Genomic DNA, 24,971 nt, shown 5'->3' on the forward strand with positions numbered 1-24,971 from the left:
TCGGCCGTGAAACACCTCAGCGCCAATGGTACTGCGTCTTAAGGCGTGGGAGAGTCGGTCGCCGCCAGGTCACCAGGACCCAAGGACACACAGCTCAGCAAAACACAGCCACTTGCACGACGTCTTCACGACGGAACAGCGCACCCGTAGCTCAACTGGATAGAGCACTGGACTACGAATCCAGCGGTTAGGAGTTCGAATCTCTTCGGGTGCGCCATCTCTCAAAACGACGAAGCCCGGCCATCGCGCCGGGCTTCGTCGTTTCCGGGCACCCCGCCGTCCGCGCCCATCCTTGCCCGTTCCCGTCTGCACCGGCTTCGTGTTAACCATGATCCTTCCTTGAAAACGGTTCGTCCGGGAAGGATCGCCATGCCCAACGCAACCCGCCATTTCGCATTCCTCGTGCTCGCCGTGGCCCTGGCCGCCGCAGCCGGACCCGCGCGCGCCGAGAGCAGCGACAGCCACGATGAGAACCGGCCGGGATGGGACTGGTCCGCTCCGCCATGGCTCGAACAGGGTCAGCCCGGCAAGGAGTGGCTCGGCCTGAACGCCGACCGGCTTCGCCAGGACTATCATGAGCTGCGCGACAAAGCCGAACAGGCCGTGATCCTCGGCGGTGCGGTCGTGTACCAGTACCGGCACACCATCGCCGGCCTGTCGCTCGGCTGCCTTGCCGGCGCCGCGGCGGGTGCCGCGACCGGCGTCGCCGCCGGTGCGGCGACGGGCGGTGCCGCTCTGCCGAGCACGGCTCCGGCCGCGGCACTCGGCTGCGGGCTGGGCGCCATGGCCGGCGCGCAGATCGGCCAAAAGCTGGACGATCCTTTCCCCAGACGAGAGACGCTCCTCACCGACCGTCTTTGACCGGTAAGGACGGCGGTCGGCTTCAGTTACGGCCCTGCCGCAGCGGTGCGCCGCCGGGGAACTCCGTGGGCAGGCCGGCGTCGGTCGCCCCCTGTCCCGTTGCCCGCCTCCCGGCGGAGCGCGTTCCCAGCAGGAAGGCGGTGAGGCCCGGCAGCAGGGCCTGCATCAGGCTGAGCGCCGGCAGCAACATCACCAGCGCGACGGGGACCACCAGCAGGTAGAAGGCCTCGTAGGGGATCGCCGTCAGCCCCCAGACCATGAACAGCAGCCGCAGGAACGGCACATGGGTGCAGAAGAGCCAGAAGGCCTTGTCCCCATTGCGGGCGATTGCGCGGCCGGCCGCGGTTGCCGCCAGCCGCGCGGAGAGAATCCAGACCGACAGGCTGATCGCCAGTTTGAGCCCCAGCGCGAGCCCCTGCGTGACCGGGACCGGCAACTCCGTGCCGTACAGGCGCAGCGCCACCGTGGCGACCGCGCCGAAGAGACAGCCGAGCAGGGCCGCCCCGAAATGGCGGTCCCAGCGCGTCACGTCCCAGCCTCGCAACGCCATGGCCAGGCCCGCGTAGAAGAACAGCAGTATGTCCGGGCGGATGAACAGCAGCGCCAGCCCCTCCGGCAACAGGCCGGCTGGCTCTGTCAGGGCGAAGCCCAGCAGCAGGGCAAGCCCCGCGCGCGGCCACGTCACCGCCGCCCAAAGCAGGATCGGCGACAGCAGGACGCACAGCATCATGTCGCGCAGGAAATAGAGCGCGATGTTGATCGGCGGCTCGGTCAGCCCGAACAGCATGTTGGCGAGTTCCAGGTTCCCGGCTGCCGCGATCGGCTTCCAGTGCGTGCCCATGCCAACCGCCTGCAAGCCGAACACCATGGCGAAGGTTGCCAGGCTGAAGGCGAGATAGGGGATCATCAGCGTGCGCGATTTCTTCGACACCAGCGCCGCGTAACCCCGCCCGCCGCCACGCGCGAGGAGCCAGCCGGAGATGACGCTGAGACAGGGAACGCCGGCCCGGAAGAATCCCTCGCGCAGGTAGAGGACGAGCCAGTCGAAGCCGCTCCGGTCGGCGCGGTAGGGGTTGTCCTCCTGCCCGAACGGGATGTGGATGACCATGATCCCGATGATGAGCAGGAGGCGGAGCATCTCGATCCGCGTCGAGACGAGGCGGTCTCCGGTGGCGTGGCGTGGCGGCCGTGGCGTACCGGCCTGGGATGCGGGAGTTTGAGAGCTTCCGGACGCCTTCCAGCTATCCACCATGCGTCGAGCCTCGTTTTGACCAATCTGGTGGTAACTACGCTCTGCTCATACCGATGGGGCCGGAAACCAGAGGACTTACCGCCTGATGGCTTCTTCCTTTTCGTTCCGGTCCACCTGAAAGAAGCGGTCTGCCCCGCCGGGGCGGGCGATTCAAAGGAATGGGGCAGCCCGGCGCGTGGCCAGGCCGCCCCAGAACCGTTGCCTGTTCCGGGGCCTGCCGAAGGCCCCGGCCCATCTCAGAAGTAGGTGTCCGGCGACTGGACGAGATGGCCGTAGAGGCTGTTGCCCATCAGGTCCCAACTCAGGTCATTGATGCCCAGGGCGAAGGCAGGGGAGCCGTCCTGGAGGCTGTAGTCGCCAGCCAGCCGGTTCGCGAAAAGCGGCCGCGCGATCACGTCGCCCGCCCCGTAGGCCGGGGCGTTGTAGACAAGGTTGCCGTCGATCACGGGATTGTTCGCCGACAGCAGTTCCGTGTAGTCGTCGAGCGGCAGGGCGCCGTAGACCAGGTTCTTGATGACCGTGTTGTTCCAGGGCGTTCCGTTTTCGCCATGGACCGGCTGCCAGCCGATGCGAATGAAGTCCTCCTGGTTGTCGGCGAGGATGGCGAAGTTGCCGGTCACCAGGTTGTTGTCGCCGCCATGGACATGGACGCTCGCGAAGGAGGTGTCCTTGATGAAGTTCTGCGTGACGGTGACGCCGCCGCTCAGGTCATCGAGATAGACACCGAAGCCCTTGTGGCCGACCAGCCAGCTGTAGCCGGCGTTGGTGGCGAGCCCCTGCGCGCCCTCCACCCAGTTGCCGCGGATGATCGTGCCCGTGTCCACGCTGGAACGGCCGAGCAGTTCGATGCCGCCGGCATCCGCGGTCTCGCGCACCGTGTTGGTCACACGGTTGTACTCGATGACGTTGTTCCAGTTGATGTTCGTGTCGTTCCAGTTCTTCAGCGAGATGCCGTAGCGCGCGCTGTCGGTGATGTCATTGTGCGAGATGATGTTGTTGCTGACCCCGTTCGCCATGATCCCGGAGACGTGCTTGAAGATCTCGCCGATATGGGAGATGTCGTTGGCGGTGATGCGGTTGCCGTTGCTGCCGCCGGACAGCTCGATGCCGTGCTGGGCCAGATGCTCCAGGTCGTTCCCATAAAGGAAGTTGTCGGAGGATCCGCGCAGGCCAATCGCCGTGCCGACATTGACGAAGCCGTTGTTGCTGATCTGGTTCCCGGAGGCGTTGGTCAGAACCAGCGCCTCGCCCGTCGCCTTGGTGTTGGTGAAGGTGAAGCCGTCGATCGTCACGTCGGAGGTGCCGGTCAGGCGGATCAGCGTGCTCAGCCGCGCGACCTCGACACCGTCCTGCTGAAGAGTGGCGGGATCGGCGGGCTTGAAGACCAGCCGCCCGTCCGACTCCCGCCAAGCGAACTCGCCCGCTTGGTCGACATGGTTCGGATTGTCGAGAAGCCGGAAGGTGGAGCCGTTGCCGAGCTGCACGCCGGCCGAGCTTTTGAAGGTGATGGTCCGGGTTGCCGTATCGATGCCCTGCACCTCCACGATGCCGTCCTGCAGCCGCTCCACGTCGAAGACCTGGATGCGCGTGCCGGGCATGATGTCCGACGCGGTGATGTCCGTGCCGCGATAGCGCAGCGAACTGCTGCTAGGCCCATCCGCGGCGGCTTCGGCGAAGAACCAGCCGGAGGTCACGTCGTCCGCGTCCCAGGCCCCCTTTTCGGCGAGGCGCTGGCGCACGCCGCCGATGGTCAGGTCGTAGTCGGTCGCCGCGGTGAGTTTGGCGGAGTAGACGCCGTTGCCCTCATGGGTGAAGCCGGTGACGACCTCACCGCCGGACAGCACGACCTTCTCGCCCGGATAGGCCTTGAAGGTCACGCCGTTGTCGAGCGCGGTCAGCTCCAACGTACCGGTGCGGTGATAGGTGCCCTCCCGCACATAGGTCGTGTCGATGTCGCTCGTCCGCATGGCGTCGCGGGCGCGCTCCAGCGTGGCGAAGGGACCGTCGGTGCCGTCGGCATTGGGTGCCGCGAGCTTGCCGGACCACCTGTCATTGCCGTTTGCGGCGACGTAGAAGGCCGGGGCAGCCGGGGTTTCCGCCGCCGGGCCCGGGGCGGCGAAAAGGTCGGCCGGCGCGTCGAAGCTGAGTGTTCCGTTGCCGGTCAGGATCTTCTGGCCGGCGACCACGTCGATCCCGTCCAGGGCGCCCCTGTCCAGCGTGACCCCCGAGGCGGTCGGAGCGATCACCGTGCCGTTCACGACGATGGATTCGACCAGGAGATTGCGATCCTGCCCGTTGCCCGACGCATCGTTGTCGTACTGGACCTGGATCCGGTGCGCTTCCGACGGGTCGATCATCGCGGTGAAGCTGTGCGCCCGGACATCGGCCGAGGCGACGCCCTCGCCAACGATCTGGCCGTCCACCAGCAGTTTGAAATGGGCAGGCACACCGTTGAAGTCGGTGCCCGACAGGTTGAGGGTGATCCCGACCGCCTTCGTCTCGGGCAGCGGCACTGTCTCGTCGGGCGGGGCGATCACGACGGGGCCGTTGAAGAATTCCTCCGGCACGCCGAAGGTCAGGGCACCACCCCAGTAAAGTGCTTCCTGCCCGGCCACGACGTATTTGCCGTCCACGGCGCCCTTGTCATAAGAGGCATACTTGCTGGTCGAGGCGATAGCTTGCCCGTCGATGGAGATGCCCTTAACGAACAGGTCGCGGGTGCTGTCGTCGTTGTAATAGACGATCTGGATCTTGTGCGCCTCGTCCGGGTCGCCCGAAATCTTGAAGCTGTAGGACGTCGCCGAGGTGGCAGTGACCTTGACATCGGCGATCAGCTGGTCGTCAACCAAAAGCTTGAACTGGGGCGCCTGCGCGCTGGAGCCGGTACGCCACGCGTTCACGATCAGCTCGTAGCTGTTGTCCACTGGCGTCGGCGTGTTTTCAGCGGGCGGCTGAGAGGGCAGGGGAGCCGGGGGAGGTGGCGGGGAGGGCGGCAGGGGGGTGCTGCTGGATTCGCCCGGCACGCTGAAGACCAGCGTGCCGTTCCACCACATGCCCTCCTGGCCGGCGGCCACGTCGCGCCCGTCGAGCGCACCCTTGTCATAGATCACGGTCGGGGCGGTCGACAGCATCTCGCGCCCGTCGAACACGATGCCCTTCACGAGCAGGTCGCGGCCGCTCGCGTCGTTGTCGTACTGCACCTGAACGCGGTGCGCGTCCTCGGGGCGGATCTGCGCGCGGAAGACGTAGGAGCTGTTGGTGGCGGAGGAGACGTTGGCTTCGCCGATCACCTTGCCGTCCAGCATCAGCGTGAAGTGCGGCGGGGTCGGGTTGCTGCCGGTGCGCCGCGCGATCACCTCGATGTCGACGGTTTCCGGGAAGAGGCTGGCCGGCGCGTCGAACACCATCGTGCCGTTCCACCACATGGCTTCCTGGCCCTTGGCGACGTCGCGCCCGTCGAGCGCGCCCTTGTCGTAGGTCACGTTGGAGGCGGTGGAGGCGATCGAGTTGCCGTCGATGGCGATTCCCTGAACGAAGAAGTCCCGGCCCGGCCCGTCGTTCATGTACTGGATCTGGACCTTGTGGCCCATGCCGCCGGGGATGTCGGCGGTGAAGCGGTACTCGGTCGAGCTGGCCGAACTGACGTTCGCCTCGCCCACGAGCTTGCCGTCCACCATCAGCTTGAAGCGCGGCGGCTGCCCGTCGCTGGTGACGCCTGACGCCTTCACGACGATCTCGACCGGGTTGTCCATCACCGGGGCCGGGGCAGGCGGGATCACGGAGGCGTTCGGCGGCATGTTGAAGATCAGCGCGCCATTCCACCACATGCCCTCCTGGCCGGCGACGACGTCGCGGCCATCGATGGCGCCCTTGTCGTAGGTGACGCCGAGGTCGGTCGACTTGACCGTGTGGGCGCCGAACTGGATCTGACCGACAAAGAGGTCGCGGCCCGGAGCGTCGTTCACGTAACGGACCTCGAGCCGGTGGGCCGCTGCCGGATCGATGTTCGCGGAAAGCGTGTACTGCGTTGCCGAGTAGGCGCCGACGTCGATCTCCCCGACGGAGACGCCGTCGAGGTACAGCTGAAACTTTGGCGGGACCGAGTGATCGCCGACACGCCAAGCCGTAACCGTAATGGGTGTGTTCGATACAGTAGTCATCGCGTGAGCGCCTTCAGCAGTAAATTGTAACCAGTTGTGACAATATTGGTCTTAACACCTCAGTTCTTAACGAGAAGAAACCATGTTCATGTATAGCTGTGACATTAAAGAGGCTAAAAGCGGGTTATTGCATTATTACTTATAATGCAAATTAACTCACCGGCTATGTTCACCAGAAAGTAACCTTAATATTTGTTAACCATAACGAGAGAGACTATGGGAATCCTGAGGATCCATTGCTCATCCGGGCCTTTTGCGTGCCAATGACTGTCGCGGTGCCATGAGGGCGCCGTGACAGTCTTGAGACGGCAGCCATGCGAGCAGCCCGCCGGCCGGAAGCGAAGCCCGGAGCGGCGGGCGCGCGGTGCGCGCCGGGGTTGATCGGGTCGTGCTCCGCCAACGCCCGGGGCAAAGCTGGGCGACGCGGCGAAAGCCGCTTGTCAGGATCGTGCGCAGAACGCACAGTCCAGCCGAACGGGCTCCGCCGGAAGGCGCCCGGCTGAACGACCGACGTCAGGGATGGCTTTCACGATGCACAGACGGACTCTGCTCACCGGCGCCGCTACGGCCGCGACCGCCGCTTTCCTCGGCTTCCGCCCCTCCATCCTGCGGGCTCAGCCGGCGCCGCTGAAGGTGGCCTTCGTCGCGACGCTGTCCGGCCCCGGCGCAGCGCTCGGCAACCACATGCGCGACGGCTGGGCGACCGCGGTGAAGCAGCTCGGTGGCACGCTGGGCGGCCGCGCGGTGGAGACGCTGGTCATCGACGACGAGCTGAAGCCCGACGTCGCCGTCACCAAGGTCCGGGCGGCGCTGGAGCGCGACAAGGTGGATTTCGTGGCCGGCATGGTCTTCAGCAACATGCTGCAGGCGGTCTACCGGCCCGTGACGGAGAGCGAAACCTTCCTCATCACCGCCAACGCCGGCCCCTCCACCTTCGCCGGCAAGGGCTGCAGCCCCTATTTCTTCAGCAGCGCCTACCAGAACGACCAGCCGCACGCCGCGATGGGGCAGGCCGCGCAGGACGCCGGCTACAAGCGCGTCTTCGTGCTGGTGCCGAACTACCAAGCCGGCAAGGACGCCGTGGCCGGCTTCCGCAGCCGCTTCAAGGGCGAGGTGGTGGACGAGATCTACGTGCCGCTGACCCAGCTCGACTTCTCGACCGAAATCACGAAGATCGCCGCCGCCAAGCCGGACGCCATCTTCACCTTCATGCCGGGCGGGCTCGGCGTTAACCTCGTGCGGCAGTACCGGCAGGCGGGGCTCGGCGACATTCCCTTCCTCTCCACCTTCACGGTGGACGAGGCGACGTTGCCGGCGCAGGGCGACGCGGCACTGGGCTTCTACACGGCATCGACCTGGGCGCCGAATTTCGACAACCCGCACAGCCGCCGCTTCGTCGAGACCTTCGAGGCCGAGCATGGCTATGTGCCGGCCAGCTACGCGGCCCACTCCTACGACGCCGCCCATCTGCTGGACGCCGCCATCCGCCGGACCAACGGCGACGTGTCCGACAAGGCAGCGCTCCGGGCCTCGCTGGAGAAGGGGGACTTCCCGTCGGTGCGCGGCGCCTTCCGCTTCGGTCAGAACCACTTCCCGGTGCAGGACATCTGGCTCTGCAAGGTCGCCAAGCGTCCGGACGGCAAGTACCAGACGGAAACGGTGAAGAAGGCGCTGGAGAACGACACGGACAGCTACGCCGCCTCCTGCCGGATGGGCTGAGGACGGCACGATGTCCCTGTCCCTGGTCCTCGTTCAGCTCCTGAACGGGGCGCAGTTCGGCGTTCTGCTGTTCCTCGTCGCCGCCGGCCTGACGCTGGTCTTCGGCGTGATGGACTTCATCAACCTGGCCCACGGCGTCCAGTACATGCTGGGCGCCTATGTCGCCGCGTCGCTCGGCGTCTGGGCCGGGGACTTCTGGCTGGGGCTGCTGATGGCTCTGCCGGTGACGCTTCTGATAGGGCTGGCGCTGGAATGGCTGGTGTTCCGGCACCTCTACCAGCGCGACCATCTGGCCCAGGTGCTCGCCACCTTCGGCGTGATCCTGACCCTGGATGAGGCGGCGCGGGCGATTTGGGGCAGCGCGCCGCTGAACGTGCCGCAGCCCGGCGGGCTGCCCGGCGGGATCGAGATCATGCCCGGCCTGATCTACCCGGTCTACCGGCTGGTCATCATCGGGGCGGGGCTGCTGGTGGCGCTGCTGCTGTGGTTCCTGGTGGAGCGCACGCGCGCCGGCATGCTGATCCGCGCCGGCGCCAGCAACGCGCCGATGGTGTCGGCGTTGGGGGTGGACATCCGCCGCCTCTTCACGGCCGTCTTCGCCTTCGGGGCCATGCTCGCGGGCTTCGCCGGCGCGCTCGCCAGCCCGGTCTTCGCGGTGGCGCCGGGAATGGGCGACAACGTGCTGATCCTCGCCTTCGTGGTGATCGTCATCGGCGGCATCGGCTCTATCCGCGGGGCCTTCATCGCCGCGCTGCTGGTCGGGCTGCTGGACACGGCGGGCCGGGCGCTGCTGCCGGACCTGCTGCGCCTCGTGATGGACGCGTCCTCGGCCCGGCAGACCGGTGCCGCCATCGCCTCCATGCTCGTCTACATCGTCATGGCCGCCATCCTGTTCTTCCGTCCCGTCGGGCTGTTCCCGGGGCCGCGCGCATGACGGCCTTCCTGCGCCGCCAGGCGGTGCCGCTCCTGGTGCTGCCGGCTCTGGCCGCCGCACCCTTCCTCGGATTCGGCGACAGCTTCGCGCTGACGCTGCTGGCGCGCGCCATGATCCTCGGCATGGCGGCGGTCAGCCTGTCCCTGCTCGTTGGCGGCGCCGGGCTGGTCAGCCTCGGTCACGCGGCCATGATGGGCATCGGCGCCTACACCGTCGCCGCCCTCGACGCGGCGGGCGTGACGGAGGGGCTGGTCGTGCTGCCCACGGCGGTCCTCGCCGCCGCCCTCTTCGCGCTGGCGACGGGGGCGGTGTCCTTGCGGACCAGCGGCGTGCATTTCATCATGATCACGCTGGCCTTCGGGCAGATGGCCTTCTTCACCGCATCCTCGATCTCCACGCTCGGCGGCGACGACGGCTACACGCTGTTCGGCCGGACGGAGCTGTTCGGCACGCGGCTGCTGGAGAACCGGCTGGGCTTCCATTTCCTGTGCCTCGGCCTGCTCGCCCTGGTCTGGATCCTCTGCTCCGCCCTGCTGGAGAGCCGGTTCGGCCGGGTGCTGCGGGCGGCGCGCGAGAACCCGCAGCGCGTGCGCGCCATAGGCTTCTCCCCCTATCCCTACCGGCTCGTGGCCTATGTGCTGGCGGGGGCCGTCGCCGGTCTGGCCGGCGCGCTGCTGGCCAACGCGACCGAGTTCGTGTCGCCCGCCGCCCTGTCCTGGAGCCGTTCGGGCGAGCTGCTCTTCATGGTGATCCTCGGCGGGATGAGCCATCTTTACGGCGCCATCCTCGGGGCGCTCGCCATCGTGCTGCTGGAGGAATGGCTGTCGCACCTGCTGGAATACTGGCGGCTGGCCTTCGGGCCGCTGCTGGTGCTGTCGGTCCTCTTTCTCCGCGACGGGCTCGCCGGCCTGCCGGCGGCGGTCCTGAGCCGGCTCCCGGTGGGGCGGGCCACGCGGCGGGGTGGGCCGGAGCGGAGCGGCGCCGATGCGTGAGCCGCTGCTGGAGTTGCAGGGACTGCACAAGAGCTTCGGCGCCCTGACGGTGACCGAGGACGTCTCCCTGACCGTGATGCCCGGCGAGATCCACGCGGTGATCGGCCCGAACGGGGCCGGCAAGACGACGCTGATCCACCAGATCGGCGGCACCCTGCGCCCGGACCGGGGACGGGTGCTCTTCGCCGGGCGGGACGTCACCGCCCTGCCCATGGAGCGGCGCGCCCGGCTGGGGCTCGCGCGCAGCTTCCAGATCACCAGCATCGTCCCCGGCTTCTCCGCGCTGGAGAACGTGGCGCTGGCCGTCCAGGCGCGCAGCGGCTCCTCCTTCCGCTTCTTCCGCCCGGCGCGCGGGGAGGCGGCCCTGAACGGGCAGGCGCTGGAGGCGCTCGCCACGGTCGGGCTGGAAGGGCGCGCCGGGGTGCCGGCTGGGGCCATGTCGCACGGGGAGAAGCGCCAGCTCGAACTCGCCATCGCGCTGGCGACGAAGCCGCGCCTGCTGCTGCTCGACGAGCCCTTGGCGGGGGCGGGGCCGGAGGAGACCGGCCGGCTGATCGGCATCCTGCGCAGCCTGCGCGAGCGCTTCGGCATCCTGCTGGTGGAGCATGACATGGGGGCCGTCTTCGCGCTCGCCGACCGCATCTCGGTCCTGGTCTATGGGCGCGTCATCGTCACGGGCACCGCCGGCGAGGTGCGGGAACACCCGGAGGTGCGACGCGCCTATCTGGGGGAGGACGAGCTGGCCTGATGCTGAGGATCGAGAATCTCCAGGGAGGCTACGGCCAGAGCCAGGTGCTGTTCGACGTGTCGCTGTCCGTCGGCACCGGCGAGGTGCTGGCCCTTCTGGGCCGCAACGGCATGGGCAAGACCACCACCATTGCCACCATCATGGGGCTGCTGCCGGGCTGGGGCGGCCGGCTGACCTTCGACGGGCGGGCGATCGCCGGGCTGCCCCCGCACCGGGTGGCGCAGATGGGCATCGGCCTCGTGCCGGAGGGGCGGCAGATCTTCCCGACCCTGACGGTGGAGGAAAACCTCGTCGCCACCTCCGCCGCGCGGGGAAACGGTCCGCCGCGCTGGACGCTGGAGGCGGTCTGGAGCCTGTTCCCACGGCTCAAGGAGCGCCGCCGCAACCCGGGCAGCCGTCTGTCCGGCGGCGAGCAGCAGATGCTGGCGATCGGCCGGGCCCTGATGACCAACCCGCGCCTGCTGATCCTGGACGAGGCGACGGAGGGGCTGGCCCCGGTCATACGGGCGGAGATCTGGGCCGTGCTGGAGACGCTGAAGTCCGAGGGGCAATCCATCCTGCTGGTGGACAAGAACCTCGCCGCCGTGCTGCGCCTCGCCGACCGCTGCATGGTGATCGAGAAGGGCCGCACCGTTTGGAGCGGCACCAGCCGGGAGCTGGGCGAGGCGCCGTCAATCCGCGACAGCTACCTGCATCTGTGAGCCAGTTTTCTTGAACGGGGAGGGGCAAAGGATGGCACCCGTCTACCGCGACTTCGACCAGGCCGAACTGGACCGCCAGTACAACGCGCGGGCCACCGTGGATGACATCTGGCCGATCATGGACCAGTACCGGCGCTTCACGGAGGAGGCGCGCGCGGCGGTTCCCTGCGGGTTGGGCTTGCGCTATGGCCCGACCGAACCGGAACGGCTGGACGTCTACCGGGCGAAGGCCGGGGCGGAACCCGCCCCCGTTCTCGTCTACATCCACGGCGGCTACTGGCGCCTGCTGGACGCGGCGGACTCGGGCTTCATGGCGCCGATGCTCTCGGCGCAAGGTGCCGTCACCGTCGCCGTGAACTACACGCTGCGCCCCAGCGCGAGCCTGACGGAGATGGTGCGCCAATGCCGGGCCGCCATCGCCTGGATCCACGCGAACATCGCGCGCTTCGGCGGCGATCCGGACCGCATCCACGTCTCCGGCAGCTCGGCCGGCGGCCATCTCGGCGGCATGCTGGCGGCCGAGGGCTGGCAGGAGGCGTTCGGCCTCCCGCCGGACGTGATCAAGGGGGCGGCACTCCTCAGCGGCCTCTACGACCTGGAGCCGGTGCGCCTGTCCTTCGTCAACGATTGGGCCGGCCTTACCGAGGCCGAGGCGGCGGACATCAGCCCCATCCACCGGCTTCCACGCCCCGGCATGCCGGCCGTCCTCGCCGTCGCGCCGAGCGAGACGGACGAGTTCAAGCGCCAGACGGCGCTGTACGGGGAGGCGCTGGCGGTGCGCGGCAACCCGGTCGCCCATGTGGATGTGCCGAACTCCAACCATTTCGACATCGTGCTGTCGATGATGGACAGCGCCACCCCCCTGTCCGCCGCCATCCTGCGGATGATGGGCCTATCCGCCTGAGGGCGCCTCTCCTGGAAACGGTCCGGTGTTCGTCCTGTTGGGAGAAGACCACACCAGACCAGGAGACGGACATGGCGGACCTCACGGGCATTTTGGGCACGATGCTGGCCACGGGAATGGCGGGCCGGAGCCGGCGCGGGCCGGCCTTCTCGGCCTCGCCCTTCGGCATGGGCGGGGGCCTCGGCGGCCTTGGGGGCCTTGGTGGCATGGGCGGCGGCGGCGGTTTCGGCGGCATGGGGGCCGGCGGCATGCCCGCGATGGGCAGGCAGGGCGGCGGCATGGATTTCCGCAAGGTCGCGGGCATCGGCGCCCTCGGCTATCTCGCCTACAAGGCCTTCCAGGAGCGCCAGCAGAACGCCGGCGGGCAGCAGGGCGGCACCGGTTCGGGTTCGGGATCGGGCGGCGGGCTGTTCGGCGGGATCTTCGGCGGCGGCCAGTCGGGCGGCCAGGGCGGCCAGAGGACCGGTTCGGGCGGCGGCCTCGGTGACCGGCTGTCGGGCATGCTCCGCCCGGCCCAGCCTGACGCGCCCGATGTCAACGCGCTGCCCGAGGCGACCATGGAGGACCAGACGGCCTTGCTTCTGATCCGCGCCATGATCGCGGCGGCGAACGCCGACGGCGAGATCACGGCGGAGGAGCGCCAGCGCATCCTGTCCAAGCTCGACGAGGCGGGCGCCGGCCCCGAGGAGCACCGGGTGGTCGAGCACGAGCTTCGCAACCCGCTGTCCACCGACGCGCTCGTCCGCGAGGCCCGCGACGCGGACATGGGGGAACAGGTCTATCTGGCCTCGCTGCTCGCCATGGAGCCGGACACCGAGGCGGAGCGCTCCTACCTGCAGTATCTGGCCGCCCGGCTGAACCTCACGCCGCAGCAGGTGCAGGCGCTCGGACAGGCCGCCTGAGGCGCCAAGGGCAGGGCTGGACCCGTCAGGTGATCGGGTCCGGCGGGATCATCGGCGGGTCCGGCTGTTGTCGGCCCGCGGATTCCCAATCCGCGCACCACATCCATCGGAGACGCAAGCATGGGATTGTTCGACTTCTTCCGCCGTGACGCCGGCAAGAAGGTCGGCGACGCCGCCGGCCCCAAGCCCGAGGACATCAAGCAGGAGGTCGGTCGCCTCGGGCTCGACGCCCAGGGGCTGGAGGTGTCCGTCGATGGCGACACAGTGTCCGTGAGGGGCCAGGCCGCGAGCCAGGAGCAGCGCGAGAAGATCGTCCTGGCCGCCGGCAACATCCACGGCGTCGCCAAGGTGGATGACCAGATGACCGCCCCCCAGGCGGCCGCGCAGAGCCAATTCTACACGGTGAAGTCCGGCGACACCCTGTCCAAGATCGCCAAGCAGTTCTACCAGGATCCCAACAAGTACCCGGTCATCTTCGAGGCTAACCGGCCGATGCTGAAGGACCCGGACGAGATCTATCCCGGCCAAGCCCTGCGCATTCCCGCCGCGGCGTGAGGCCTCGGGGAGTCCGGGATAGCTCCATGGCGGCCGGACCGGCCGTCATGGAACGGGTCGCCGTCACGCCTCGTCGTCGAGCTTGTCCGCCGCTTCCTCCGCCTTCTCGGCCTCGCCGAGCAGGTCGATCAGGATGCTCGTGCATTGCTGGAGGCGCTGGTCGGCGGCGGCGGCGGACATGTCGCGGCCGGTCTTCTCCTGCCAGTCTTCCAGCATGCGGGCCAGATGGGTCCGGACATGGTCGTCACGGTCCAGTCGTCTCGTCACCATGGTCGTTTCCTGCGCTCGTTTCGCGTTGCGTCGTTCGATGGCCGCGCGTCGCCGCGACCCTCGGCCATCCCTGGGCGTCGTCGTCCCTTCAACAGTCAAGCCGGGCGGATGATCCGAAGCCGGCGGTCTCCGCCCCGGCGGCGCCTAACGGCGCACGCGCGTTGGGGCGGCGGGCGGGGTCTCGTCCGGGATCTCGCGCGCGGAGGCCGGCACCACCGCCGGCTCGGCGGGCAGGATGTCCGGGGCGACGGTCAGGCTGAGGCGTTCGAAAGGGCGCAGGAGCGCGAGGGGCTCGGCGCCCTGCCCGCAGTAGCGCCATTCCAGCCGGATGGCCTTGATGCTCTCCGGCAGCACCCGCTTGCGGTCGTCGAGAAGCTGCCAGGCAAGGACGCAGGTGGCACTGCCGTCGCCGCGCGCCACCGCGTAGTCGTAGATGCCGTAGCGGCCGCGGCGGGGCGCCTCGGCCATCTCGGTCTCCATTTCCGGAAACTCCGTCTGCAACGCCGCCTCCAGGGTGGTGGCCGTGTAGAGCGGGATCGGAAAAGCGCGGGGCGGCTGGTCCAGCATCTCGAAGACGCTGGTCGGCACATACTCCACGTCCACGTTCAGCCGGTTCTCCCCGGCGAGCGTCGTCGGGTTGGGAAGGACCATGCGGTAGGACTGGAAGATGTTGCCCATCCGGCGCGTGCGGGCGGCGACGGGGACGATGCCCCGCTCCGCCGGCAGGACCACCGGATAGTCCTCGGCGTCGAGCCTCACCCAGGAGGTCGGCAGCCGGCCGGAGATGTCCTCGCGGTAGAGGGTGTCGCAGCCGCCCAGCAGGAGGGCGGCCAGCAGCGCCGGCACGGCGGGGGAAATGGCTTTCGGCACCCGTTTCATCCTTTTCCGCTCAGCCTCCCCTATACATGGCCCGTTTCACCACGCCAACGGCCTCGCGCGTTTCCTCGGTGCTGAAGCGGCGGTCCAGCGCTTCGAAGATCCGCAGCGCCTCGTCGATGCGCTGCGTGTTGTAATGCGTCCAGCCCCGCATGATGGTCAGGCCGCGCGGCTCCGGCTCGAAGGCGAGCCGGGCGTCCAGCAGCCGCAGCGTGTCGCGGTAGCGCTTTTCCTCATAGGCCTGGAGCGCCTGGGTCGCCAGCGTGTTGGCGCGGATCGAGCGCTCGCGCTCGGGCGTCAGCCGCATGTTGGGCAACTCCTGGAGCACGCCCTCCGCGTCGTCGGTCTGGAGGCGGGCCAGCGTCTCGCCGTAGGCCGCGGAATCGGCCAGCCGGACGCGGTCGGCGGCGGGCGCCTTGGAGGCCAGCGCCTTGGCCTGGGCGAAGGCCTCCTCCGCCTCGGTCGGGCGCTTCAGCTCCATCAGGCACCAGCCGCGCTGCTGGGCCAGGGACGCGTCCATTCCGCCGCGGCTCATCCGCTCGATGATCTGCAGGCAGCGGCCATAGTCGCGCTGGGCCAGGGCGCGTTCCAGCTCGCCCCAGCCACCGGCGCCCTGGCCCGCCGTTCCCCTGCCGGGCTGGGCTGCGGGCGGGCGGGCGGCGCGCAGCGCGCGGTCGACGCGGGCGGACCGGCCCTGCCAGCCCTTGCCGGCCTCCAGCGCCTCCTGCCGGCGGCCCAGGCCGGTCAGGGCCAGCACCAGCCCTTCCACGGCTTGATCGCCCGGCTGCCACTCGTTGGAGCGGCTGAACCACTGGCGCGCCTCCTCATGGCGCTTCCTGCTCTGATGATGCCAGCCCAGCGCCAGCGCCCCGCCGGCGTCGCGCCGCTCCAGCACCGCGGCCTGGGCGCTCGCCAGCTCGTCGGCGGTGGGCTGCTCGCCCTGTCCGCCGCCGAGCCGGCTCAGCGTGCGCCCGACATCCAGGTCCTGGAGCGCGCGGCGGACCACGGCGTAATCCTCGCCCTCGGCGGGGTTGGAGGTCGCGGCAAGGTCGGCCAGCTCGCGCAGCCGCTCCGGCGGCAGGAAGGGGCCGGCCTTGTAGATGGTGTCGCGCCGTTCCGCCGCCTTCGGGCAGCTCGTGACGATGCGGCGGTAGACGTCGAAGGCCTGGTCGGTCTGCTTGAGCTGTCCATGGGCCTCGGCGACGCGCCACAGATTGTCCAGCCGGGTGCAGCTCGCCACCTCGGGCGTCGCGGCGGCGGTGTCGAGGACCTCCTGCCAGCGCTTGGCCCCCATGGCGGCGGCCATGCGTCCGGTCGCCTCGGCGAGGTCGAGTTCATGAAGCAGCTTGTCCGAGGGCTGCCAGGCGGGCGTGCGGCGGCGCTCCTCGGCGATGGCCGCGCGCGCCTCCGCGGTCTTGCCCGACGACATCAGCCGCCAGATCGGCGTCTCGTCGAAGGACGGACCTTGGCTCGGGGCCTGCGGCGAGAAGAGGTCCGACGGCGGCTGCCATTGCGGGTTGATCGCGCGCAGCCGCGCGATCTCCGCCTCCAGCCGGGCGACGTCGCCGGTCCGGGCGTAGTAGCGCAGGGCCGTCTCGTCCACCGTGCCGGGTGCCGCGGCGCCCGCGGGCGTGTCCAACTGGATCTGCACGCCGGGCGCCAGCGCGCGGCCGCCCGCCGCACCGCCCGCCGTGCTGTTGATCGGGGCTTGAGCCTGGGGTGCCTGCGCGACGGCAGGCATGCCGGCCACGGCGACGGCGGCGGCGAGGATCAGGGAGAAGGGGAGCGGTCGGGTCATTGCGTCAGCCCAAGGCTGCGTTCGGCCAGCTGGGTGAGCAGGGCCAGCACGCTGGAATAATAGTCCTCGTCGGCCCCGGGCGGCGGGACCGTCACGGCGGCGCCGGTCGCGGCGATGCGCGCGGCCATCCGATACACCGCCAGCATGCCGACCGAGGCCGGCACCTGGGCCGTCGTGCCGCCGGGGAGCGACACGGTGGCCGGGATCGGCCCGCCGTTGAACCGCGCCAGGAAGGCGCCGTAGGGGCGGAAGTAATAGGGATCGCGGTAGCCGCCCCAGGCCATGTAGAGCGGCACGCGGATGGCATCGTAGCCGAACTGCTGCTTGAAGCGCTCGGGCAGGACGGCGGTCCCGTCCGCCTCAATCCTGACCCAGTCCGGCGGCAGCTGCCATTGGCCGAAGCGCGCCTTGGCGATCAGGACCAGCCCCGATCCCGAAACCTTCTCCCAGACCGGCTTGCCGTCCGCGTCGGCGGCGGCGAAGGCGGCGAGGGCCGGGAAGATCCAGTAGCTCGGGTTCACCACGACGCCGTTGTCCTGGCGGAATCCCGTGGCGCCGGGCAGCAGCAGCGTCATGCCGCCATGCTCCACCACCAGATGGCGGCGCACGGCCTGGAGCATCGACAGCGCCGCCCGGCGGTGCCCCTCGTTTCCCCATTGCTCGGCGGAACGCAGCAGGGCCCAGCCGGTCAGGATGTCGCCGTCGGTGGCGTTGTTGCGGTCGGTGACGCCCTTTCCCGGTTCCCACTTCCAGGCCAGGAGCCCGTCGTCGCGCCCGCGCAGCAGGTTGGCCTCCGTCCAGGCCCACAGCCGGTCGAAAGCCGCCCGGTCATCCGCGGCGAGCGCCAGCAGCATGGCGTAGCCCTGGCCCTCGGAATGGCTGATGCCGCCGTTGCCGCTGTCGGAGACGCGCCCCTCCGACCCGATGAAGCGGTCGGCGAAGCGGCGCCAGTCGGCCGCGGGCAGCGAGGCGGCCATGCCCGCCGCACCGGCGGGCGCTGGCAGGACAGCGAACGCGGCCAGTGCCGCGGAGAGGGTCAGGAGGTCGCGGCGGTGCATGGGATCAATCCCTCCTCTGCGACATGCGGAGCAGCAGGCGCACCGCCGTCGTCAGCGTGACCACGGTGGCGAGCAGCAGGAAGAACAGGACATCGATGCGCTGCGACAGGCTGCTCGCCGCCACCAGCAGGAGATTGCCGGGGTCGTAGGGGTGGGTCAGGACGCTGTAGCGTTCGGACGGGCGGATGGTGCTTCCGCCCCCGCCGCCACTGCGCCACAGCATGGCCCCACCGCCGAGATCGGACCACAGGGGATCGGCCGCCAGCCGCTGGGTCGCCTGGGCGACGATGCCGGCGTCCGCCCCGGTCAGGACGGTCCAGGTGCCGTTGCCTTCGCCAGGCGCCTGGAACTGCAGAAGTGCGGCGTCGGGCAGGTACCCGCTTTCGCCGAGCGTGTTCAGCCCGTCGGCGGAGTCCGCGGCCGTGTCGCCGGCCCCGTTCCGGCCGGCGAGGTCGAGCGCGCGGTCGAACAGCGTGCCGAACAGCCCGGTGCTTTCCGACGGCGTGCGCCCGGCCAGCCGTTCCCAGCGCGTCGTGCTCGGTTCGGCCACCGCCGCCGAGGCCCCGCCGGCCGTTGGCTGGTAGGCGGCGGCCGTGGCGCCGCGCAGCTGGTCGATGAGGCGCTGGCGGTCGCCACTCGGCAGCGGGTCGCCCGCCGCCGCGGCGAGCGACATGCGGGTTCCCGCTTCCAGCAGGCTGGCCAGCCGGTCCGGCGCCACCGCCGTGCTGGCCAGCGCCATCTGCGGCAGGTTGCCGATCGGGCCGACGATCAGCGCGTCGCGGCCGACCGGCGCGTTCCAGCCTATGGACGGAATCGGGTGGATCAGCGTGCCGGCGTTCTGCGCCAGGCGGGCGGTCAGCGTCCAGGCCACGGCGGGCCAGCTCTCGCCCTCGCCCGCGACGACGAGGTCGAAATGGTGCGGCTGCCCGCCCGTGCCGGCCTTCCAGGCCGCGCTCCAGTCGTCGCCGGCCGGGCGCGCGTAGGGAAAGCCGGTGCGCCCCGTGGCGCCCAGGTCCGGCAGCCCGACCAGCCGTCCGAAGGTCGGGATTTCCAGCTCGCTCGAGTCCATCAGGGTGAAGCGCGGCTTGCGGACCGCGAGGAGGCAGCCCGTCTCCTGCTGGGGCGGCAGCTCGGCCTCGATCTCGATCCGGTTGTCGCCGGACCGGAAGAGGGTCATGGGCAGACCCATCTCGGCCCGTTCCAGGGCCCCGCTGGACCGCTTGTCCACGTCGATGGAGCCGGCGAGGCGGCCGTTGACCCGGACGTTCAGCACGGAACCGCGGCCGAGGTCTCCCTCGAAGGCGGCGTTGATCCGCAGCGCCATCGTCTGGTCGGCGACCGGCTTGAAGTCGGCGGGCAGGCGGAGCGTGACGGGTGCCGTGTAGCGGTAGCCGACATGGCTCGTCGTCGTGTAGCCGAGGTCGGACAGCCGGTGACGTCCCGGCTCGGCCACCGCGCGCGCCGGGGCGGCGGCCGTCGGCAGATCGACGACCGCGCTCGCCTGCGGGGGAAGGGGCTGGTGGATGGCGGCCAGCCGCAGGACGGCACGGTCCACCTCGTCCGGGGTCCGGCCGGACACCACGACCAGGAAGCTGCCGGGGGAAACCCCGGTCGGGTAGACGCCCAGGAAGGGGCCGTTGATGCCCTGGACGATCGCCGGGTCGAGCAGCCCGCCCAGATCGTCGCGCAGGCCCACGATCACCGATTTCGGACTCGGGACCATCTCCGGCGGGAGCGGTTTGCCGTCGGCGGGCGCGCCCTGCGGCCGGCGGGCGGGCAGGGCGGCCGAGACGACGCGCGGCGCCCGCCCGTTCAGCGCCAGCGAATAGCCCTGTGCGACCAGCGCGCCCCAGCCGAGATGGTCCGGTCCCATCGCCGTGCCGGCGCGCAGGATGGCGAGCGGCGCGTCGAGCCAGCGGCTCGCCCCCAGGAGCTGGGGCAGCATGGCGAGGTCCGGCACCGGCGGGGCCATGTCCGACCGCAGCGTCAGGCTCGAGCGCGCCAGATGGATGCGCGACCACAGGTCGTAGGTGCCGCGCACGTTGCACAGCGCCCGGTGCTGCGCCTCCTGCACGAAGGTGATGCGGTTGCGCCCCGGCCTGATGCGCTCCGGCGGCAGGGTGATGGAGGCGCTGGCCGGGCCGTGATAGGCCGACAGCGGCAGCTCCGCGACCGGTTCCCCGTTCAGCGCCAGCATCATGCGGCTCTTGTCCGGCAGGATGTCGATGCCGTTCTCGTAGGTGACGTTCAGCACCACCTGGCGCAACGGCCCGGTCGGCGGGATCAGCGCCTCCAGTTCCAGCGAGGCGTCCTCGCCCTGCATCTCGATGGCCGGGGCGCCGTCGCGCAGGTTGGCGAAGGAGATCGTCCGCTCGTCGGCCACTGCCCTGGCGGGCAGCAGGGCCGTCGTCAGCACGGCGAGCAGGAGCGGGAGCGCCATGGCGCGCGGGCGGAAGGAACGCGGGAGCATGGAGCGCTGGACCTTCGCCGGGGTCATGGCTTGCCCGCCCGGCGCGGGCCGAGATAGCCGAAGCCGGTGGTGACGATGGCCCACAGGGCCAGCGCGGAGCGCGGCAGGATGCGCCCGAAGAAATAGGCGAAGCCGAGCATCAGGTTCGGCGTGTTGGTCCGCTTGCGCCCGATCCAGGATTCCCAGCCGGCGCTGTTGCCGAACACCAGCCGGGCGATGGTCAGCACCTCCTCCCGGCCGCGCGGCACGAAGCCGGTGCCGACCACCAGCTCGCCCGAGCGGGCCTCGATCCGCAGGATCTTCAGCCCGGTGGACAGGGTTTGGCCGTCGATCGGGTCGGCGGTGGACAGCAGCGGGGTTCCGACCTGGTTCAGCCGCTCGCGCCAGCGCGGCTCCATGGTGAGGCCGAGGCCGCCCGCCGACAGGTCCGTGATCTGCACCGGTGCCTTGGTGCCGTCCTCGAAGGTGAGGAAGCCTGGCCGCTGGAGGGTCATGCGCTCCTGCCGGCGGACCCGCTTGCGCTCGTAGACGACGGCGAGGCCGCTGGCGGCCAGCAGGAAACTCAGCAGGTTCCAAAGGGCGACGGGGGCGATGGCCTCACGGTGCTCGGGGAACTGCAGGTAGCGCCACAGGCACAGCCCGAGCCCGGCGCCGAGCAGGAGCACCACGCCGATGAAGGGCAGGGCCAGTTCGGAAAAGCCGGTCCTGTCCACCGATTCGCCCTTCGCCGTCACCTTGAAGGTGGGGGCGCGCGGGTTCAGCAGGGTGGAGATGGAGGCCCGGGCGATGTGCAGCGACATCACATATTCGTACAGCTCGGAAAAGAGCGGCCAGCGTGTGCGCCCGTGCAGCATGTGCGACAGGAAGATGGCCGAGAAGATGTGCGGCAGCACGAAGCACATGAAGTCGTAGAGGTTGATCCGGAAGATCTCCAGGCCGAAGAAGGCGTAGCAGAGCGGCGCCAGCATGAAGACCGGCCGCCAGAACCAGAAGAACCAGTACATCATGGTGCTGGTGTAGCAGATGCGCTGGGGGATGGTGAGGCCGCGCTTGAACAGCGGATTCTTCAGCACGAAGAGCTGTGTCATGCCCTGCGCCCAGCGCGAGCGCTGGGCGATGAAGGAGGCGAAGGTTTCCGGCTGGAGTCCGGCGATCAGCGGCTGCGCCAGGTAGGCGCTGCGCCAGCCGCGCGAATGAAGCTCCAGCGCGGTCTCGCAATCCTCGGTGATGGTCTCGCCGGCCAGCCCGCCCACCTCTTCCAGCGCGGTGCGGCGCAGGACCGCCGCCGAACCGCAGAAGAAGGAGGCGTTCCAGCGGTCCAGCCCTGGCTGGATCGAGTAGTAGAACATCTCGTTCTCGCTGGGCATGCGCTCGAACGTGTTCAGGTTGTACTCGACCGGGTCCGGGTTGACGAAGAAATGGGGGGTCTGGACCATGAACAGGCCCGGATCCTGCTGGAAGAAGCCGACCGTGGCGCGCAGGAAATCGACCGTCGGGACATGGTCGGCGTCCAGGATCAGGATCAGCTCGCCATCGGTCTTGTGGAAGGCCTCGTTGATGTTGCCGGCCTTGGCGTGGAGGTTCTTGGCGCGCGTCCGGTAATGGGCACCCAGCCGCTCGCAGAGCGCCATTAGCGTTTGGCGCCGCGCGAGCGCCTCGGCCGCCGCCGCCGGATCGCTGTGATTGACCTTCTGGTCGGTGCCGCCGTCGTCCAGCAGATGCACGCGGAACCGGTCCGTCGGATAGTCCAGCGCGATGGCCGCCGCCAGCGTCGTCTCCAGCAGATCGGCGCTTTCGTTGTAGCTGGGTATGAACACGTCGACCGTGGGCCATTCGGACGGGTCGCCCTGGAGCGGCACGGGCTTGCGGTTGATCGGGTCCAGGATGACGAAGAGCGACACGAAGAACAGGCAGAAGGTCAGCAGCTCGGCGACGAACAGGATGACGCCGGGGATGAAGTTCAGCAGGTCGTCCATCGGCGGCACGGTGCCGTCGATGCGCCAGAAGAAATAGCGCAGCGTCGTGAAGGCCAACAGCAGCACCGTGATGGTGCGGGCGTACCAGAAGCGCTCGGAAAAGCGTGCGAGCACGAAGGCGACGACGACGCTGGCGATGGAGACGGCGGCGCTGGCGTCGCGGCCGACCGGCAGGGCGGCCAGCACCAGGAAGGCCAGGGTCGCAAGGCCGGCGGTCAGCCAGACCAGCAGCCTGCCGAGGCCGTTCCCCTTGGGCTGGTGGCGCGGCGTCAGGGGCGATCCGGGCGTGGCGGCGGAGGCCGGAGCCGCGGCGGAATCAGAAGGCACGTCGGCGACCCCGGAGAAAGGAGGAAAGGGCGATCTTGCGCCGGATGACCGGATGCGCCCGCCCTGGACCTGATGATGCGCCCATGATGTCGAACCGGCTCCCGCAGGGGGATTGAGAGTGCGTCAACCCTTGTCCCCTCGGCCGCAACGGGCAGCGGACACCGGTCCGGCGTCGCGTGCCGCCGGTGCCGTCCTGACGCAACCCGGTTCCTTCGGGAACGCTTTATTCGAGTGGACTTCTATACACATTGCAGACGTGAAATGCACCCCGCATTTTGTGTCAAATGCTTAACAAGTCCTTAACGGCGAAGAAGCGGCCCGTCGCGCGCTCGGCGCGATCAGCGGGCATGGAGGTCTATACGAGGTCCTGTACCCGCCGGATCGTGATCTGTTAGGGAAAAATCCCATTTTTCTTCTATAACCGCCGCGACACGCGCGCATCGGCGACGACCAGGAAGGCACAGATGGCATTCACGGCGAAGATATTGCTTCTCGGCTCCGGCGAACTCGGCAAGGAGTTCGTGATTTCCGCAAAGCGTTACGGCTGCCACGTCGTCGCCTGCGACAGCTACGCGGACGCGCCGGCCATGCAGGTCGCGGACGAGGCGGAGGTGTTCTCGATGCTCGACGCCGAGGCGCTGCGCGCCGCCATCGAGAAGCACCGTCCCGACCACATCGTGCCGGAGGTCGAGGCGATCCGCACGGAGGTCCTGCAGGAGTTCGAGGAGCGCGGCTTCTCCGTCGTGCCGTCGGCGCGTGCCACCGTGCTGACCATGAACCGGGACCGCATCCGCGAAGCGGCCGCGACGGAGCTGGGGCTGCGGACCTCCAAGTACCGCTACGCCGAAAGCCTGGAGGAGGTGCTGGCGGGCGTGGAGCACACGGGCCTTCCCTGCGTCATCAAGCCGGTGATGTCCTCCTCCGGCAAGGGGCAGAGCACGGTCCGGGCGCGCGAGGATCTCGAGAAGGCCTGGGACTACGCCGTCGCCAACATGCGCGGCGACCGCCGCAAGGTCATCGTCGAGGAATTCGTCGCCTTCGACTACGAGATCACGCTGCTCACCGTCCGCACCCGCGAGGGCGTGACGTTCTGCGAGCCCATCGGCCACCGGCAGGAGCGCGGCGACTACCAGGAGTCCTGGCAGCCCGTGCCGATGACCGACGCCCTGCTCGCCGACGCCAGGAAGATGGCCGAGCGCATGGTGGACAATCTCGGCGGCTATGGGATTTTCGGCGTGGAGTTCTTCGTGACGAAGGACGAGGTCATCTTCTCCGAACTGTCGCCGCGCCCGCACGACACAGGCATGGTGACGCTGCTGTCGCAGAACCTGTCGGAATTTGACCTGCACGCCCGCGCCATCCTCGGCCTGCCGATCCCGTCCATTGCCCTGCGTGGCCCGACCGCCTCGGCCGTGATCCTCGCCGACCGCGCGGCGGAAAGCTTCTCCATCGGCGGGCTCGCCGAAGCGCTGGCGCTGGGCACGCCCGACCGGGAAGTCGAGGTGCGGCTCTTCGGCAAGCCGTCCACCCGGCCCTACCGCCGCATGGGCGTGGCGCTGGCATCCGGCGCCACCGCGGACGAGGCCCGGGCCACCGCCCGCGAGGCCGCCGCGCGCATCAAGATCATCTACTGAGGCTTGTTTTTCGGGCCGGAACCCCTGGGGAGGACGCTTATTTGTCTCCCCAGGCGGGCGGAACGCGCCGGTATGAAGGACTTTAGGAGTACATCAACCGGATAGATGGCGGCGGGGACTGACGATCATGGCGGTGCAGCGGATCGCGCTGGATGCGTGGGCGGAGATGGTGGCCGGAGCCAGCGTGCAGCGCTCCATCGATGCCGACGGGGGCGTGGTCCATGAATGCCGGGGCAGCGACGGCCTGCCCTTCATCGCCTTCCAGATCGGGCGCACCGGCTTCATCCTGCGTGGCGAGGCGGGACCGGAGACCATCGGCACCATCGCCTGATCCCGCCCCGGGCGGGCATCCGGGGCGCGAGGCGCCGGGTCACAGCATCGTCACAAGGCAAATCCATCGGATCTACCCCATCATCGCTCGAAAGAACGAGGTAATCGGAGAGCGGGATGGATACGGACATGATGCTGCTCGCGCTGGTCTGCGGGTCCGTCTGGGGCCTCGTGCGCGTGACCGTTTCCCTGATGGACCGTTCCGCGGAGCGGGAACTGCGGGCGCTCCAGTTCGAACTCGACGAGATCATGGCCGGCCGGTCAGGAGCCGAGCCTGCCCGGCCGCAGCCGGCCCGCCCGCCGGTCGCGGCCCGCCGTTCCGCTGGTGCGGTGTCCCGCGCGCGTCTTCAAGGCGCCTTCTGAGCGCGGGCGGGCACGAGTCCGAGGAAGGCCGGGCTCGGCGCCTTCCGGCTTGGTCCCATCGCCGCTCGCCCCATCCGCAACAACCAGGGAATGGTTCAGCTGGTCCGCCACGTCGTGGGCGCGGTGCGGGTCCAGTCCGGT

20 protein-coding genes and 1 tRNA gene are annotated in these 24,971 nt (G+C 69.4%); 13 read left to right on the forward strand and 8 right to left on the reverse strand.

Features of this window, described 5'->3' with window-relative positions:
- Nucleotides 1-140 precede the first annotated feature (140 nt).
- A tRNA-Arg gene (locus JUB11_RS24610) sits at nt 141-217 on the forward strand.
- 152 nt (nt 218-369) lie between these two features.
- Nucleotides 370-861, forward strand: coding sequence for a hypothetical protein (locus tag JUB11_RS24615; RefSeq protein ID WP_207461435.1), 492 nt, complete (start codon nt 370-372; stop codon nt 859-861).
- Nucleotides 862-883: 22 nt separating this feature from the next.
- Here JUB11_RS24615 and JUB11_RS24620 read toward each other — a convergent pair whose 3' ends face one another.
- The gene (locus JUB11_RS24620; protein ID WP_207461436.1) at nt 884-1,999 is read right to left on the reverse strand and encodes an acyltransferase; all 1,116 of its coding nucleotides are present in this window, start codon (nt 1,997-1,999) and stop codon (nt 884-886) included.
- Nucleotides 2,000-2,349: 350 nt separating this feature from the next.
- Complete coding sequence (locus JUB11_RS24625; RefSeq protein ID WP_207461437.1) at nt 2,350-6,273, reverse strand: carbohydrate-binding domain-containing protein; 3,924 nt, start codon at nt 6,271-6,273, stop codon at nt 2,350-2,352.
- A 531-nt stretch (nt 6,274-6,804) separates the two neighbouring features.
- Between JUB11_RS24625 and JUB11_RS24630 the strand changes: the two genes are divergently transcribed.
- The 8 genes from JUB11_RS24630 to lysM all read left to right on the forward strand — a co-directional run bounded on the left by JUB11_RS24630 (nt 6,805) and on the right by lysM (nt 13,728).
- Nucleotides 6,805-7,992, forward strand: coding sequence for an ABC transporter substrate-binding protein (locus JUB11_RS24630; protein ID WP_207461438.1), 1,188 nt, complete (start codon nt 6,805-6,807; stop codon nt 7,990-7,992).
- A 10-nt stretch (nt 7,993-8,002) separates the two neighbouring features.
- Nucleotides 8,003-8,926, forward strand: coding sequence for a branched-chain amino acid ABC transporter permease (locus JUB11_RS24635; RefSeq protein WP_207461439.1), 924 nt, complete (start codon nt 8,003-8,005; stop codon nt 8,924-8,926).
- Nucleotides 8,923-9,918, forward strand: coding sequence for a branched-chain amino acid ABC transporter permease (locus tag JUB11_RS24640; RefSeq protein WP_207461440.1), 996 nt, complete (start codon nt 8,923-8,925; stop codon nt 9,916-9,918). Before JUB11_RS24635 ends, JUB11_RS24640 begins: the two co-directional genes overlap by 4 nt.
- On the forward strand, nt 9,911-10,666 hold the full coding sequence (locus tag JUB11_RS24645) for an ABC transporter ATP-binding protein (protein ID WP_207461441.1): 756 nt from the start codon (nt 9,911-9,913) through the stop codon (nt 10,664-10,666). The genes JUB11_RS24640 and JUB11_RS24645 overlap by 8 nt, the downstream gene beginning before the upstream one ends.
- The gene (locus tag JUB11_RS24650) at nt 10,666-11,367 is read left to right on the forward strand and encodes an ABC transporter ATP-binding protein (RefSeq protein WP_207461442.1); all 702 of its coding nucleotides are present in this window, start codon (nt 10,666-10,668) and stop codon (nt 11,365-11,367) included. The genes JUB11_RS24645 and JUB11_RS24650 overlap by 1 nt, the downstream gene beginning before the upstream one ends.
- A gap of 31 nt (nt 11,368-11,398) precedes the next feature.
- Nucleotides 11,399-12,271 (forward strand): alpha/beta hydrolase, encoded by an 873-nt coding sequence (locus tag JUB11_RS24655; protein WP_207461443.1) that lies wholly within the window; start codon nt 11,399-11,401, stop codon nt 12,269-12,271.
- Nucleotides 12,272-12,342: 71 nt separating this feature from the next.
- A complete protein-coding gene (locus JUB11_RS24660; RefSeq protein ID WP_207461444.1) occupies nt 12,343-13,173 on the forward strand; it encodes a DUF533 domain-containing protein in 831 nt (276 codons plus the stop codon).
- A gap of 120 nt (nt 13,174-13,293) precedes the next feature.
- Nucleotides 13,294-13,728, forward strand: coding sequence for a peptidoglycan-binding protein LysM (lysM, locus tag JUB11_RS24665; RefSeq protein WP_207461445.1), 435 nt, complete (start codon nt 13,294-13,296; stop codon nt 13,726-13,728).
- A gap of 63 nt (nt 13,729-13,791) precedes the next feature.
- Here lysM and JUB11_RS24670 read toward each other — a convergent pair whose 3' ends face one another.
- The 6 genes from JUB11_RS24670 to bcsA form a co-directional block, all read right to left on the reverse strand.
- On the reverse strand, nt 13,792-13,998 hold the full coding sequence (locus tag JUB11_RS24670; protein WP_207461446.1) for a hypothetical protein: 207 nt from the start codon (nt 13,996-13,998) through the stop codon (nt 13,792-13,794).
- Nucleotides 13,999-14,142: 144 nt separating this feature from the next.
- The gene (bcsN, locus tag JUB11_RS24675) at nt 14,143-14,868 is read right to left on the reverse strand and encodes a cellulose biosynthesis protein BcsN (RefSeq protein ID WP_207461447.1); all 726 of its coding nucleotides are present in this window, start codon (nt 14,866-14,868) and stop codon (nt 14,143-14,145) included.
- Between the two features lie 19 nt (nt 14,869-14,887).
- Complete coding sequence (locus JUB11_RS24680) at nt 14,888-16,672, reverse strand: tetratricopeptide repeat protein (protein WP_207461448.1); 1,785 nt, start codon at nt 16,670-16,672, stop codon at nt 14,888-14,890.
- A complete protein-coding gene (locus tag JUB11_RS24685) occupies nt 16,669-17,730 on the reverse strand; it encodes a glycosyl hydrolase family 8 (protein ID WP_207461449.1) in 1,062 nt (353 codons plus the stop codon). Before JUB11_RS24685 ends, JUB11_RS24680 begins: the two co-directional genes overlap by 4 nt.
- Before the next feature lie 4 nt (nt 17,731-17,734).
- Nucleotides 17,735-20,227 carry a cellulose biosynthesis cyclic di-GMP-binding regulatory protein BcsB gene (locus JUB11_RS24690; RefSeq protein ID WP_207461450.1) on the reverse strand — a complete coding sequence of 831 codons (2,493 nt, stop codon included), beginning with the start codon at nt 20,225-20,227 and terminating at the stop codon, nt 17,735-17,737.
- On the reverse strand, nt 20,224-22,503 hold the full coding sequence (gene bcsA / locus JUB11_RS24695) for a UDP-forming cellulose synthase catalytic subunit (protein ID WP_207461451.1): 2,280 nt from the start codon (nt 22,501-22,503) through the stop codon (nt 20,224-20,226). Before bcsA ends, JUB11_RS24690 begins: the two co-directional genes overlap by 4 nt.
- Before the next feature lie 464 nt (nt 22,504-22,967).
- Here bcsA and purT point away from each other — a divergent pair, with 464 nt between their 5' ends.
- From purT to JUB11_RS24710, 3 genes are all read left to right on the forward strand, one after another.
- The gene (gene purT, locus JUB11_RS24700; RefSeq protein ID WP_207461452.1) at nt 22,968-24,137 is read left to right on the forward strand and encodes a formate-dependent phosphoribosylglycinamide formyltransferase; all 1,170 of its coding nucleotides are present in this window, start codon (nt 22,968-22,970) and stop codon (nt 24,135-24,137) included.
- Nucleotides 24,138-24,264: 127 nt separating this feature from the next.
- Entirely contained in the window at nt 24,265-24,468 is a 204-nt protein-coding gene (locus JUB11_RS24705; RefSeq protein WP_207461453.1) for a hypothetical protein, read from the forward strand.
- Nucleotides 24,469-24,584: 116 nt separating this feature from the next.
- Entirely contained in the window at nt 24,585-24,830 is a 246-nt protein-coding gene (locus tag JUB11_RS24710) for a hypothetical protein (RefSeq protein ID WP_207461454.1), read from the forward strand.
- Nucleotides 24,831-24,971 lie beyond the last annotated feature (141 nt).

The organism is Azospirillum sp. SYSU D00513 (genome assembly GCF_017356015.1).
In the GTDB taxonomy this organism is placed as follows: domain Bacteria; phylum Pseudomonadota; class Alphaproteobacteria; order Azospirillales; family Azospirillaceae; genus Azospirillum.